Annotated in this window: 10 protein-coding genes and 1 pseudogene; 6 read left to right on the forward strand and 5 right to left on the reverse strand. The window is 70.1% G+C overall.

Features of this window, described 5'->3' with window-relative positions; translation table 11 throughout:
* Positions 1 to 55: 55 nt before the first annotated feature.
* Positions 56 to 454 carry an STAS domain-containing protein gene (locus F8566_RS00350; protein WP_192809432.1) on the forward strand — a complete coding sequence of 133 codons (399 nt, stop codon included), beginning with the start codon at positions 56 to 58 and terminating at the stop codon, positions 452 to 454.
* 533 nt (positions 455 to 987) lie between these two features.
* Here F8566_RS00350 and F8566_RS00355 read toward each other — a convergent pair.
* Both F8566_RS00355 and F8566_RS00360 read right to left on the reverse strand, forming a co-directional pair.
* Positions 988 to 1,365, reverse strand: a complete 378-nt coding sequence (locus F8566_RS00355) for an STAS domain-containing protein (RefSeq protein ID WP_192809433.1) — start codon at positions 1,363 to 1,365, stop codon at positions 988 to 990.
* Between the two features lie 578 nt (positions 1,366 to 1,943).
* Positions 1,944 to 2,270 (reverse strand): STAS domain-containing protein, encoded by a 327-nt coding sequence (locus F8566_RS00360; protein WP_192809434.1) that lies wholly within the window; start codon positions 2,268 to 2,270, stop codon positions 1,944 to 1,946.
* A gap of 713 nt (positions 2,271 to 2,983) precedes the next feature.
* Here F8566_RS00360 and F8566_RS00365 point away from each other — a divergent pair.
* Positions 2,984 to 4,963 carry a sensor histidine kinase gene (locus tag F8566_RS00365; protein WP_151556796.1) on the forward strand — a complete coding sequence of 660 codons (1,980 nt, stop codon included), beginning with the start codon at positions 2,984 to 2,986 and terminating at the stop codon, positions 4,961 to 4,963.
* Between the two features lie 23 nt (positions 4,964 to 4,986).
* Here F8566_RS00365 and F8566_RS00370 read toward each other — a convergent pair whose 3' ends face one another.
* Positions 4,987 to 5,592 carry a response regulator transcription factor gene (locus tag F8566_RS00370; protein ID WP_151556798.1) on the reverse strand — a complete coding sequence of 202 codons (606 nt, stop codon included), beginning with the start codon at positions 5,590 to 5,592 and terminating at the stop codon, positions 4,987 to 4,989.
* Between the two features lie 140 nt (positions 5,593 to 5,732).
* Between F8566_RS00370 and F8566_RS00375 the strand changes: the two are divergent.
* A pseudogene (locus F8566_RS00375) lies at positions 5,733 to 5,933 on the forward strand (MFS transporter); the annotation flags it as partial.
* A gap of 233 nt (positions 5,934 to 6,166) precedes the next feature.
* Positions 6,167 to 7,429 (forward strand): PP2C family protein-serine/threonine phosphatase, encoded by a 1,263-nt coding sequence (locus F8566_RS00380; protein ID WP_151556800.1) that lies wholly within the window; start codon positions 6,167 to 6,169, stop codon positions 7,427 to 7,429.
* 278 nt (positions 7,430 to 7,707) lie between these two features.
* Here the strand turns inward: F8566_RS00380 and F8566_RS00385 are convergent, their stop codons facing one another.
* Both F8566_RS00385 and F8566_RS00390 read right to left on the reverse strand, forming a co-directional pair.
* The gene (locus tag F8566_RS00385) at positions 7,708 to 8,550 is read right to left on the reverse strand and encodes an NAD(P)H-binding protein (RefSeq protein WP_151556802.1); all 843 of its coding nucleotides are present in this window, start codon (positions 8,548 to 8,550) and stop codon (positions 7,708 to 7,710) included.
* A 102-nt stretch (positions 8,551 to 8,652) separates the two neighbouring features.
* Positions 8,653 to 9,840 carry an epoxide hydrolase family protein gene (locus F8566_RS00390; RefSeq protein WP_151556804.1) on the reverse strand — a complete coding sequence of 396 codons (1,188 nt, stop codon included), beginning with the start codon at positions 9,838 to 9,840 and terminating at the stop codon, positions 8,653 to 8,655.
* A 324-nt stretch (positions 9,841 to 10,164) separates the two neighbouring features.
* Between F8566_RS00390 and F8566_RS00395 the strand changes: the two genes are divergently transcribed.
* Positions 10,165 to 10,920: an ABC transporter ATP-binding protein gene (locus F8566_RS00395; protein WP_151556806.1), complete on the forward strand. Its 756-nt coding sequence runs from the start codon at positions 10,165 to 10,167 to the stop codon at positions 10,918 to 10,920.
* A gap of 15 nt (positions 10,921 to 10,935) precedes the next feature.
* Positions 10,936 to 13,524 (forward strand): FtsX-like permease family protein, encoded by a 2,589-nt coding sequence (locus F8566_RS00400; RefSeq protein ID WP_151556808.1) that lies wholly within the window; start codon positions 10,936 to 10,938, stop codon positions 13,522 to 13,524.
* Positions 13,525 to 13,742: the final 218 nt, after the last annotated feature.

The raw sequence follows: 13,742 nt of genomic DNA on the forward strand, positions 1-13,742 counted from the left end.
GGAAGCCTGGTCGGCAGTGTTTGTTCTGCATGGCCGAGCAGGCAGGAGGATTCCGGTGGAGCCGCGCGACGAGGTCGAGACCGTATCGAGCCCGCTTCTGGCTGTCAGCACGGGGCTGCACGGCCCGTGCGTGATTCTTCGGCTGGCGGGCGAAGTGACCGGCGGTACGGCTTTGCTGCTTCACGAGCACCTCGCTCAGGTGCTGGCGTTAGGAGGGCCGCCGCTCCTGGTCGTTGACATGGCGCAGGTGACCGTCCTGGACGGTCATGGCCTGGCTTTGCTGTCAGCCGCGGATCTGCGGGCTGTGAACGATCACGGCAGGATGGTCCTTGCTGAGGTGCCCAATGCTGTCAGCGGGGAGTTTCGTGCATTGACGACCCACAGATTCCGCTGCGCACCGTCCACGGCGGAGGCGATCGTCGCGCTCACTTCCGGCAGCTCCGCCTCACGTTGACGGGCGACATCGACGCGGACAAGACGGTCATGTAGTCGTACGGGCCCGCGCCGATCAAGGACCGGGTGTCGTGCGGCTACGTCATGGCCGGGGGTCGTGTCATCGCAGGTCGCTGCGGCGGGATACCTGCCATCCGCCGGTGAAAAGCGCGGCGGACAGGGCGATGGAGAGCCAGAGACCTGTGGGGGTTGGGGCCTTCGACCAGGGGATTGCGGCCGAGATACCAGTGCCAGGGCTTGAGGGAGGCGACCGGGTCGGACGTGGCCAGGTTCTGGATGAGATAGCCGGTCACGGCGACCGCAGAGGCGACGGCAGGGCCGCGGCGGCCGGTGACGGCGCCGAACAAACTCGGCGCCGGAAGCTGCGGCGGACATCTGTCCCCTCCGAGAATCCACGAGACGCCGCCAGGTGAGCAATGCGCGACAAGAAACCCTTGGCCTAACCCTCCGCGCCCATCCCTCGGAGCGGGGCGGTCTTCTCGCGAATGCGTGCCCTGTCGCGGGCCCGTCCTACCCGGCGCTGCGCTCAGCATCTCAGTCGACGCTGCCGGGTGGGGGTTGTCGTGTCAGGGCGGCGGTAAGGGCGTCTTCGACGGTGGCGTGCACGCCGATGTGGGCGTTCAGCTGAGTGATGTTCAAGACCCGGGTGACCTGGGGGCCGGTTGAGGCCAGCCGGAGTGTGGCGTGGTGGGCGGTGGCGTGCAGGTGGGCGTTCACCAGCACCTGCAGGCCGGTGCTGTCGATCAGGCGCACCTCGGCCAGATCCAGCACCAGATGCTCGCCGGGAGTGCGGCGGGTCTGGTCCAGGTAGGCCGCCAGGTCTCCGGCCGAGCCCAGGTCGACGTTGCCGGCCACGACCACGACGGTGACGTGGCCGGGCAGGTGCTGGTGAGACATTCGCAGCTCGGACACGGCAGCGGGCCTTTCGCAAAGGGACGGCGGCGTTGAGGGAAATGACCCTGATCAGGGAAGCCCCTGAATGCGGATGTTGGGCGGACCGTGCCGACAGTGGCCTATTTATGTTCGTGCACCGGCGGAACCGCGTCACGGCAGTGGCCAGGTCGTTGCTCAGCCGCAACCAGGCGCACCAGCCGTGCTCGTTGCCAGATCGGCGGCGTACGCCGACATCCCTGTCTCCTGGCCGTACATGATGGTGGTGCAGAGCACCGGTTCACGTGCGTCGCCGGTTCCGCTCCCAGCCACGAGCTGTCATCGCCGATGTCCGGCGAGCGTTCCAGGCAAGCTTCGCCGCCGCCATACGAGGCGCTGGCCAGGAGTGCGTCCGATTGCGTTGGTTGGGGCAAGACGCGGTGACCCGCATCGGCTGGAGGCGCGGCCACCGCTCCACCGGACAGGCGAGCCACCTCAACACCGTGGCCGTCGGCGACGCTGCAGACACTTTTCGGGGTGAGGGGTGTTCGAGCTAGAGCACCGATGGGCGGCGACAACTCGGGCGCGGTCACCCGGACTGCTTCGCATGCGCGGAGGAGTCAGGCCGGTAGGGCGGCGATGATGGTGAGGTAGCGGTCCAGGCCGGTGCGGGCCAAGGTCTCGCGCAGGTGCTGGCGGGGGTTCAGCAGCAGCAGCCGTCCACCGATGGTGGTGATCTGTTTCCAGGCGCGGATGAGCAGGTTCAGGCCGGAGGAGTCACACAAGAGCAGGTCGGTCAGATCCAGCGCGACCTGTGGCGGTATGGCCTGCTGGGCCGCGGTGCGCATGGTGTCGTTCACGTGCCGGTGGAGGAACGGCGTGGTGGCGATGTCCAGCTCTCCGCGCAGCCCTAGTACCGTCCAGCCGTGGCGGTGACCGACGTCCACGTGCAGCCCCTCAGCTGGCCGCGGTGGCGGGATCGACGGGGTCGATGCGGCGGGATCGGCGGTGTGCGCCATGGAGCGGCTTTTCCCGGCGATCTGCGGTGCAAACCCCATCGTTCGTGCAGGAAGCGCCGTGCTTGGGATGTTGATTCCATCTGGTGGTCCACCGGCGGCTGCTGGGACGGTCCCCGGTGCAGTCGCCGCGCACCGCCGAGGCCTCAAGAACCCCCGCTGCAGGCACGGTCGGCGTGCCCGGTCCCGATCATGGTGACTCCCAGAAGGTCGCTACGCAGCCGGCCTGACAGCAACCGGTTCGCTTGGGGTGCATCGATGGTGGTGATGCAGCGCGGGTGCTCGTTGAGCCTGGCCTCGTGTGTCCGCCAGTCGACGCTCCACCAGACCCTGGACGTCGGTGAGCGGGACGCCGTATTGCCGGCCGGGATGGACCGGGGGCGAAGGAGGGCAGAGGGGTGGGTTGATCGGCGGGGCAGCTCGTTCGCCCAGCGGGTACGGCCCAGCTGGTCGTGGAGGTCGTGGGTCTGCGGGATGTCAATGGTGAGGGGCGGATCTCGGCGTGATCTGCCATGCGGATCACCCTTCTGCGCGGCCAGGGCCGCCCACCAGCGCACCGTGCACCAGTCCAGATGCGTGATGAACGCCCGATTTGTCCTATGTGCGTATCCTTCGGATGCATTTCGCAGGTAAAAGGGAGCAGGATGGCATCGAAGCCGCAGGTCGCGTGGGCGCTCGTGGTGGGCTCCCTGGTCGCCCTGCTCGCTGCGCGGGTGGGGTTCCTCTTCCACCCGGAGGTGGCGTCCCAGGGCGTCAGGGCTATCGCGATCATGCTTATTCTTGCGCTGTTCGCGGTGCACGCCCTCGTCCTTCTGCGCCCGCAGCGGCGCTGGTCGGTATCCGTCGAGGCGGTGCTGACCTTCGCCCCCTACCTCGTCGTCGGCCAGGCGTGGGGCCCGGTCGCCGGGCTGCTGGGCTCGGCGGTCCTGCTGTTGTGGGCCGCGCCCGCGTCCTGGCTTGCGTGCGCTCTGGTGATCGGCGGCGACACGGTCATCGCGGCCCTGGTCTTCGGGGACACCGCCCTCGCCGCCCTCGCCGGCCGGCTGGTGATCGATGTGAACGTCGCGATCATTCTCTTCGCCGTCATACGGCTCGCCCAACGCGTTCAGCAGGCGCATGCGTACCGGCGGGAGCTCGCCGCGCTCGCCGTCGAGCACGACCGCCTGGGCACCGCCCGGAGCCTGCGGTCGACCATCGGGACCGAGATTTCCGCCATCATCGGCATTGCCCGGCGACTGGCACCTGACACCGGCCCCGTCCCTTGGGACGCGAAGGTGGCCGAGATCGCCGAGCGCGGCCGGAGGGCCCTGACGGCCGCACGCCGGATCGCCGACGGCCACCGGCGGATGCCCCGGATCTCCGACGGCGGTGCGCCGGTTCCGGACGAGTTCGCGTTCGCCTGGTGGAGCTCCGTGGTCATCGTGATCGACTATTCGGCCGTCGCGCTCTCCAACATGGCCTACGAGCGCACGCAGGACGCGCGCGGATGGGCCCTGACGATCGCGATCATGGTCGTGGCCGGCGGCCTGCAGCTCTACCACGGTGCTCCGCGCCGCGGCGGGGCCACTCCGCGCGGCTGGCCGTTGACGCTGTGCGCCCAACTAGCGCTCCTGTCCTGGGGCGTGCACCTGCACGGGGCGCTGATGGCGCCGCCGCTGCTCCTCACCGTCGGCGCCGCCACCCTACGGGTTCGGCCGGGATGGTTGCCGGCCGCCGCGGCCGCCGGCTTCCTGCTGGTCATCGCCGGTCCGGACGAGACCGCCGCACTCCCGTACTGGTTCGCCGGCCTCGTCACAGCGATGATCGCCGTCTACGCGCTCTGCCGCCTGCCCGAGGTCACCCAAAGGCTCAACGAGACCAGGAACGAGCTGGCCCGGACCGCAGTGGCCCAGGCTCGTACGCAGGTCTCCCGCGACGTCCACGACCTGCTCGGATCGGGCCTGTCGGCGATCGTGCTCAAGGGCGAGCTCGCCGGCCGCCTCCTGCCCGCGGATCCGGCCAGGGCGCTCGGCGAGGTGCGCGATCTCCAGCGGATCGCTGAACGCACCCTCGGCGAGGTGCGCTCGATCACCGGCGTCCCGGCCGGCCTCACTCTCGCCGACGAGCTGGCCTCCGCCCGCGTCCTGCTCGAGGCCGCCGGGGTCCGCTTCTCGGCCGAGGCCGCGGTGCCGGATCTGGCGCCCGCAGCGAACGGGCTGGTGGCCACCATCGTGCGCGAGGCCGTCACCAACGTCGTCCGCCACTCCTCCGCCCGCCACTGTCACATCACCTGCACGGTGAGGGACGGCTGGGTAAGGCTCCGCGTTACCAACGACGGGTTGATTGGCCGCGTCGGCCTGTCCACACGTCACCTGCCCGGGCTGCGACTCCAGGATGCCTGTCACGTGGCTGCGTCTGCCCATGCGAAAGCGGCACCCGCCCCGTTCACCACCCATCTGGGGATCGGGCCGGGCGACCTGGCCACGCATCTGGGGATTGGGCCGGGTGACTTGGCCGGGCGGCGGGGAACCGGTCTGGGCAACCTCGCCGCGCGCGCCACGGAGGCGGGGGGCGAGCTGATCGTTCACACTGGCGCGGACCTGTTCACGCTCACCGCGCAGGTGCCCGCGGGCTGGAGCGGCTGAGCTCTCCATCCCGGATACCGCCGTCAGAGCCAGCCGGCCTCGGTAGCGATGCGGACGGCGTCCATCCGGTTACGGGCGTCGAGCTTGGTCACGGCCGAGGCGAGGTAGTTGCGTACCGTGCCATAGGACAGGTGAAGCCGCGCCGCCACCTCGCGAGGCGTCGCGCCCCTGGCGGTCAGGCGCAGGACCTCCGCCTCCCGCTCCGTGAGGGGACTGCCCTCGTCCGTCAGGGCGGCGTACGCAAGATGCGGGTCGATGAGGCGCCCTCCCTTGGCGACGGTACGGATCGCGTTCGACAACTCGCGCGGGCCGGTGTCTTTGAGCATGAAACCGGCCACCTGCGCGCGCATCCCGCGCCGCAGATTGGCCGGCCGGCCCACCGCCGTCAGGATCAGCGCCTTGCACGAGGGGAGCCGTTCGTAAAGCTCCGCAGCCGCGTCCAGCCCGTCCATTTCCGGCATCTCGATATCGATGACCGCCACATCAGGCCGGTGTTCCAGCGCGGCGGGCACGATCGAGTCGCCCCGCTCGACCTCGGCGACCACCTTGATGTCGTCCTCCAGCCCGAGCAGACCGGCCAGGGCCTCCCGGAGGATGCGCACGTCCTCAGCTAGCAACACTCGAATCATTCCGGCCCCCTCACATCAGCGTATAGGTCTGCATCGCCGCACGTTTCACCGTCGCATCACCGGCCGCAGCAACACCCGTCGTTCAGAAGCGGAAGCGACGTCGTATGGTCGTGCACCGGCCGGAGGAGCGGGTTTTGGAGGGGGCCCGACCTGGATCCGAGCGGCTGATCATCGGCGCGGCGGCGTTCGGCACCGCTTCGGCGCCGGCTGCGTATTCCACCAGTGCAGAGATGCTCATCGTCGCCCGCGCCGTACTCGGCATGGCCGGTGCGACGCTGATGCCTTCCACGCTGTCGCTGATGTTCGTCGACCTGCGGCAGCGCGAGATCGCGATCGGCGTCTGTCGATCTCGCGGCGTGCCACTAAGGCTGACGAACGGGAGCGTCTGGGCCCTGGATACTGGTGGTGTGCTGGGTATCCGCATGACAAGAGCGTGCCGGGTGCGAGATATAGGGTGGTTGTGACATTCCTTTTGGGCTTTTCGTATTTGTCTGCCAAGAAGCAGATCCCGAGCCTTCGAGGCTGAGGTCAACGGGCGGGCGCGGGCCGTCCCTGTCTGAACAGGGTGAACGGCATGACGTCACTGGCAGATTCCGCCCGCCTGCTGCGTACACTGCTGCGCGCCGGTCACCTGTCGGCGTTTGAGGAACTGCCCGGCTTGGTCGCCCGGCACGCCGACGCCGCCGGGCTGCGGCAGACGCGCTTTTACCTGTGCGACCTGCAAGAAGAGGTGCTCCGCGAAGCCACCGGCCGGGGTCTGGACGCCGGTGAGGGCGGTCAGGAGTTGCGCATCGACGCCACGCTGGCGGGCCGGGTCTTCCGCAGCGCGACGCCCTCATCGGCACCCACCGCCGCGCCGTCGTCGGCGCCCGCCGACGGCCCTGTGCAGCACTGGCTCCCGATTCTGGACGGCACTGAACGCCTCGGTGTCCTGCGCCTGAACACCGACCACGACCCCGACGAGCAGACTCGCGAGGCGATGGGAGATCTGGCGTCGCTTGTCGGCATGCTGCTTGCCTCCAAGCGGCACCACAGCGATTCCCACGCGCGTCTGACCCGGATCCACCCGATGAACGTGTCGGCCGAGATGCAGTGGACGCTGATGCCACCGCGCGCGTTCGCCAACCACCGGGTGACGATCGCGGCGGCGATGGAACCGGCCTATGCCACTGCCGGCGATGCCTTCGACTACGCGGTGGCCGGTGACACCGTTCACCTGGCCGTCTTCGATGCCATGGGCCACGACACCTCCGCCGGACTGACCGCCAACCTGGCCGTCGCCGGCTGCCGCAGCCAGCGTCGGCAAGGTAACAGCCTTCCCCAGATCCGTGACGCCATCGAGGCCATCCTGATCGAGCAGTTTCCCGATGTCCGCTTCGTTACCGCGCTGCTGGCCAACCTCGATATGACGACTGGGATGCTGACCTGGCTCGCCTGCGGCCACTCACCGCCCGTGCTGATCCGCGGCGGACGCTGGATCACCCACCTGAAGTGCCCTCCCGTCCCGCCGCTGGGCACCGGCCTGCCCCGCGAGGCCACGCTGTGCCGCGAGCAACTGGAACCCGGCGACCGGCTGCTGCTCTACACCGACGGCATCACCGAAGCCCGCGATGCCCAAGGCCGCGAGTTCGGCCGCGACCGCTTCGTCGACTTCATCATCCGCCACCAAGCCGACGGGATGGCCGCCCCCGAAACCCTGCGCCGCCTCATACGCGCCGTCCTGCACCACCACAACGGTCAACTCGGCGACGACGCCACCGTCCTGCTCTGCGAATGGCACGGCCCCCCGGCCAACACCCCCGACCTGACCCAGCAGGACATCGCCGGACAGCCGTGAACCCGCGACCAGCCGCAACAACTGCTCGATCGGATCACCGCCGCCGCTGATCTGGTCCGTTCGCACTCCGCCCGCCAAGTGTCTTGTCAGCCGACCGGTGACGTCCTGCTACTTGGCTGCGGGGACGTGCTCGGGGGAACGCGGGACGGTGGCGGTCGGATCCGCTGGGGGTGATCACCAGAACGCGTCAGACATCCCTGGATGTTGAGTGTCGAACGGCGTGGCCCTCGTTCCGTGCCGAGGGCAGGGGCGGTGGGTGCCGCCCCTGCCCTGGCCGGTCAGCCGCCGAAGTCGGCCCGGTGATCTGCGGTCCACTGGGCGTAGGTCCGCGGGGGATGCCCGGTGATCTGCTCGATGACGTCGTTGACCGGTGCCGGCCTGCCGACGGCGCTGGCCATGAGACCGAAGAGCGCGGTCAGGAACTCGCGGTCCATGAACTGGCTCATCTGCTCCAGCACGGGATCGGGGTCGAGGTCCTCGACGGTCAGCAGGCGGCCCAGCGTCTCACCAAGGATGCGGACCTGCTGCGCCTGGGTCAGTGACTCGCGCCCGGCCAGGTCGTGGACGCGCCCCGCGTGCCCGCCCCGGGTCAGGACCCGCGCCGCCACCTCGGCGACGTCCCGCTCGTGCACGGCGCTGAAGGCGGCTTCGGTGTACGGCGCGCGAACGACGTCGCCGCCTTGGAGCTGCATCGCGAACGTCAATGAGTTGATCGCGGGGAACAGCAGGCGCAGGAACGTCCACTCGAACCCGGACACCTCGATGGCGCGCTCCACATCCCGGTGATATTGAGCGATGACGTCGGGCTGGCGCTCGGCTCCCGCGATGACGGCGCCCGAGGACAGGAGCACCATCCGCCGCACGCCGGCCTCACGCGCAGCAGCCAGGAGCGCAGCGACGTCCATTCCGTACTGCAGGACCAGGAAGGCTGCCTCGATACCCGCCACCACCGCCGGAAGCGTCTCCGGCTTGGTCAGATCGCCCTGGACGACCTCGACGCCCTCGGGCAGGCCGGCCTTCTCCGGAGTCCGGGTCAGCGCACGCACGGGCGCCCCCGCGGCGATGAGTTCCTCTACCGCCTGGCGCCCGAAGTGGGCGGTGGCGCCTACGACCAGATACATGAGGGTTTCCTTTTCGATTGCTGCTGCGGCATGGCCTTGGAGGGGCCGGCCGAGCACCTTGTGCTTTGAAGATCTGAGGAGGGGTCTGCGACCCGCGGCGTCTCAGCGAACCTTGCGAAAGAACTGCCGGATGTCGGAGACGAGCAGCTCGGGGGCATCGTGCGCGGCGAAGTGGCCGCCCTGGTCGTAGACGTTCCAGGAGACGATGTTCTTGTGGTCGCGCTCGGCCAACGGCCGGATCGACTGGTAGTCCCAGGCGAAGTTGGCGAGGCCGAGAGGCACCGTGGTCGGCTCCGGGATGGTGTCGCCCCGCCCGTTCGACTTCTGCTGTGCGGGCGCCGACGCCGCGTCCTCGTAGTAGAAACGCGCCGAGGAGGCGGCCGTGTTGGTCAGCCAGTAGATCATCACGTTGGTGAGCACGTAGTCCGGGTCGAGCGAGGGGCCGAGCAGCTGCGCGCTCCAGCCCAGCTGGCCGGCCGGGGAGTCGGCCAGGGCGTGGGCCAGGTTCTGCGGCTCAGTGGATTGGAGCTTGTCGTACGCGCCCCGGTTCTGGGTGAACCACTCGGCGAATTGGAGCTTGCCGCGGTCCTCCTCGGAGAGGCCGGCCAGCTCGGCGGGGTCACCGGACGGGAAGGAGAAGACCTGCGTCACGTGCACGCCGCAAACATGCTCGGGATCGGCTCGGCCCACCTCGGGCGAGATCAGCGATCCGCCGTCGTTGCCGGCGGCGCCGTACCGCTCGTAACCGAGCCGGCGCATCAGCTCGGCCCAGGCCCGGGCCACCCGGTACCGGTCCCAGCCGCGCTCCCGGGTCGGTCCGGAGAAGCCGAAGCCCGGCACCGACGGGACGACCAGATGGAAGGCGTCCGCCGGGTCGCCGCCGTGGGCGCGGGGGTCGGTGAGCGGGCCGATCACGTCCAGCCACTCGACCACGGTGGTCGGCCAGCCGTGCGTCAGGATCAGCGGGGTCGCGTCCGGCTCGGGTGATCGGACGTGCAGGAAGTGAATGTTCTGGCCATCGATCTCGGTGGTGAACTGCGGGTACGCGTTGAGCCTCGCCTCCCAGGCCCGCCAGTCGTAGCCGGTGCGCCACCGCTCGATCAGCCGCTGCACATAGCCCACCGGGACGCCGTACTCCCAACCGGGCGGAACCGGGCCGACCGGTGCCGCCGACTCGTCGGCGGGGAGCTCCTGTGCCCAGCGTGTCCGCGCCAGCCGCTGCTGGAGGTCGTCCAGGTCGGCTTGCGGGATATCGATACGGAACGGCCGGATGCCGGTGTTATCGGTCATGGCAGCCAGCCTCCCGCCCGGACCGGGCCGCGCCCCAGTGCCTGCCGCACCACCCGATGTGAGGTTCGAACAGCCGGTCCATGCGTTCTGCATGCGCTCCGGATGCATGGTGCATGCCCGGGAGGCGGACGGGATGGACGCAACGTTCGAGCAGGTCGCCGGGCATGAACTCCGACTAGAACCGCCTGATATAGTCTCACTTGAGACTATCTCGACTGATTCGAAAATCATGATGGAGGAGACGTTCATGCCCGAACCGATCCGCTGCCGCCCGCACCCGGACGGCGCGTTGTGCTTGTTCCCCCACCTTGGGGGAGGGCGTCGATGATCGAGGCCCCGCCCGAGGAACGTGTCCGCGACCGAGTCCTGTTCGCGGCCGATGTGGTCAAGACCTATGGCGCCGGTGACGGTGCGGTGGCCGCGCTGCGCGGTGTGTCGGCGGAGTTCGCCCGGGGCCAGTTCACTGCGATCATGGGGCCGTCGGGGTCGGGGAAGTCCACCTTCCTGCATTGCCTGGCCGGGCTGGACGTCGTGACGTCCGGCACCATCGTCATCGGTGACGTCGACATCACCGGTCTGTCGCGCACCCGCCTCACCGAGTTGCGTCGCGATCGGCTGGGTTTTGTCTTCCAGTCGTTCAACCTGCTGCCGATGCTGACCGCCGAGGAGAACATCCGGCTGACCGGGCGGCTGGCGGGCCGCGACGCCGCCGAGACATGGTTCGACACGATCGTGGACGCGCTCGGGCTGCGGAAGCGGCTGGGCCACCGGCCCGCCGAGATGTCCGGCGGCCAGCAGCAGCGGGTCGCCGTGGCGCGGGCGCTGCTGACCAGGCCGGAGGTGCTGTTCGCCGACGAGCCGACCGGCAACCTCGACTCCCGTTCCGGCGCCGAGGTGCTGGGGTTCCTGCGCGCGGCGGTCGACTCCTACCGGCAGACGGTGGTCATGGTGACGCACGATCCGGTGGCCGCCGCGCACGCCGACCGGGTGTTGTTCCTGGCCGACGGGACGATCGTCGACGAGCTGGCCGCGCCCACCATCGACGCCGTACACGCCCGCATGCGCGAAATGGAAGGCTGAGCCGTGGGAAACGCCATGTGGCCGATCGCTCGCCGCTCGTTCACCGAGGGCTGGCCGCGGCTGGCCGCCACGCTGCTGGCGGCGCTGGGCTCGGTCGCGCTCATCGCAGGCTCGCTGCAGTTCGCGCTGCGCGCACAGGAGGCGGTATCAGGCAGCGACGCCAGCGAGTACTTCCGTGCGGACGTGCTCGTGCAGGGTGGGGATGCGGATCCTGACGACCCGTACGCGCCGGCCGCCGGCCGGATCCGTTTGGACCGGATTGCCTCCAAGCCCGGTGTGGCGGCGGCCGCCGGCGACGCCGCGGTGCCGGTGACGGCCGCCCGTCCGGACGGACAGGCGATCACGGCGTCGGCTGAGGGCAGGACACTGCTGCGTCCCTGGGTGTCCGACCCGCGGCTGAACCCCTACCGGCTGGTGGCGGGACGCGCCCCTGCCGCCGACGGCGAGGTGGCGATCGTCAGGCACATGTCGCGCGCCGGGAAGCTGCGCGTGGGCGACACCATGACGCTGACGCTGCCCCGTGAGACGCGTCAGGTGCGGATCGCTGGGATCGTCAGCGTCCAGGACCGCGGTGCGGTGGCCGCCGGCGACCTGGTGCTGGCCTCGCCCGAGGACGTGCGGCGCGTCGCCATGCTGCCCGCGGGCACCTGGCAAAGCGTCTGGCTGAAGGCCGCGCCGGGCATCCCGGCCGATCGGCTGCGCGGCGAACTGGCCCGGGAACTGGGCGGTGAGGCCACAGTGCGCACCGCGGAGTCGGTACGGGCAGCGCAGGCCGCGGCCGCAGCCGGCGAAGGTGCCTCGATCGCCGGTGTCATCGGCATGCTTGCTTCCGTGGCGGTATTCGTCGGGCTGTTCGTGGTGGCCAACACCTTCGGCGCGCTGGTGCGGCAACGGACCCGGCGGCTGGCGCTGCTCGGGGCCATCGGAGCCACGCCGCGGCAGCTCAAGCGGCTGATCCGGCTGGAGGCGCTGGTGATGGGCGCGGTCGCGGCGGCCGGCGGCGTGGCGGCCGGCTTTCCGGTGTCGGCGCTGATCACCCGGCTGTTCGCGCGTGACGGTTTCGACGTGTCCGCCGCCGATCCTCAGTTCGGCTGGGTCGCGCTGGCCGTCCCCGCCGCAGCCGGGATCGTGGTCACCCAGCTCGCCGCCTGGCGGGCGGCCCACCGAGCCGCGGGCATCTCACCCGTGCAGGCGTTGCGCAGCACCGTCACCGAATCCCGGGAACGCCGATGGCCGCGGCTGCTGGCGGCGTTCGCGCTCTTCGCCGGTGCCGGCCTCTTGTGCGCGCTGGCGGTCACGGTCCGCGTCGACGACCCGCCCGGCCAGGACCGCACGTTCGCGGTCTCGCTGATGATCCTCATCGGCTCGCTGCTGGCCGTGACCGGGTCGGCCGTCCTCACTCCGCTCTTCGTCGGACCGCTCGGCGGGCTGGTAGGCCGCTTGGGGACGCGGTTCGGCGGGGAGACCGGACGGCTGGCGCACGCCACCATCACCCGCAGCCCGCGCCGGGTCTCCTCGGCCGCCTCGTCGCTGATGCTCGGCGTGGCGCTGGTCTCCTCCGTCGCGTTGATCACACTGTCGGTGAACGACCGTTTCCAGGAGGCGGGGCGGGACGTCATGACGGCCGAGCACGCGATCACAGCGACCGCCCGTACCGCCGAGGGCGCGCCCGCGCCACTGGCCCGGGACGTGGCGATCCGGGTGGCCGCCACGCCGGGGGTGTCGCGAGCGACAGCTCTCACGCAAACCGAGGTCAAGCTGGTATCGCCCCCGCCGGGCGGACGCGAATCAGGCGAGGCACCCGAGCCGTTCCGCTTCCTCGTCAGCGGCGCCGAGCAGAACGGACTGCGCGAGGTCCTGAAGTTGGGCGGCCACACGTCCTCGCTGCATCCCGGCCAGGTCGCGCTGTCGTCGACCGTCATGAAGGAGCGGGGACTACGGCGCGGCCAGCAGATCGTCGTACGGGGCGCGCATGGCCGGGTCACGCTCACGGTGGCGGACGCGTACCACGATCCGTCCCACCTGTTCGCCGAGCAGGCACTGGTGGCGCCCGCGACGATGGACCGGCTCGACACCAATGCCGAGACCCGGGCGGTGCTCGTGCGGGGCGGCTCCGCACAGGCCCTGGCCCGCTCCGTGGCCACGGTGCCGGGCGTGCGAGTCCTCGACCGTGACGCCTACGTGGAAGCGGCGTCGCGTTCACTCACCCGCGCATTGCGCGCGACGCACATCTTCGTCGGCATGGCGCTGCTGCTGGCACTGTTCGGGATGGCGACCACGGTGTCGATGAGCGTCGCCGAACGCACCCGCGAGTTCGGACTCCTGGGCGCCGTGGGCGCCACCAGGGGACAGATCCGCTCGATCGTCCGCTGGGAGGCCGCCACCGTGGTCGCCCTCGGCACGATCCTCGGCATCTTGATCGCGATGGGAGCGCTGGCGCTGCTGCACGTGACGACCGGCAGCTCCTTCCTGCGGCCGGAACCGCCATGGTGGCTGTTCCCATTGGTGGCGGCGGGCGCGGCGGTGGCGACGCTGTCGACCTCGGCGCTGCCCGCACGCAGGGCCGCGGCCGTGGCCATCCTGCAAGCCGCCAAGGCCGACTGAGCCCGCAGCCGCCCTGCTAGCTGATCATTGGCGTTCCTTGGCCGAGGTTGGCCCAGGCCAGTCCCACCCACCCGAGGTAAATCACCGGATACCTCGGGTGGGGCGGCACTGTCGAGCACGGCGATCACCAGCTCCGCCCGATGGACATGTTCCAAGGGAATGGCGAAACTCCCGGTTGCCGCCGCTCGGGCGGCGATGGTGCGGCACGTGCGAGCCGC

Origin of the sequence: Actinomadura rudentiformis (assembly GCF_008923185.1) — a bacterium.
Classification (GTDB): domain Bacteria; phylum Actinomycetota; class Actinomycetes; order Streptosporangiales; family Streptosporangiaceae; genus Spirillospora; species Spirillospora rudentiformis.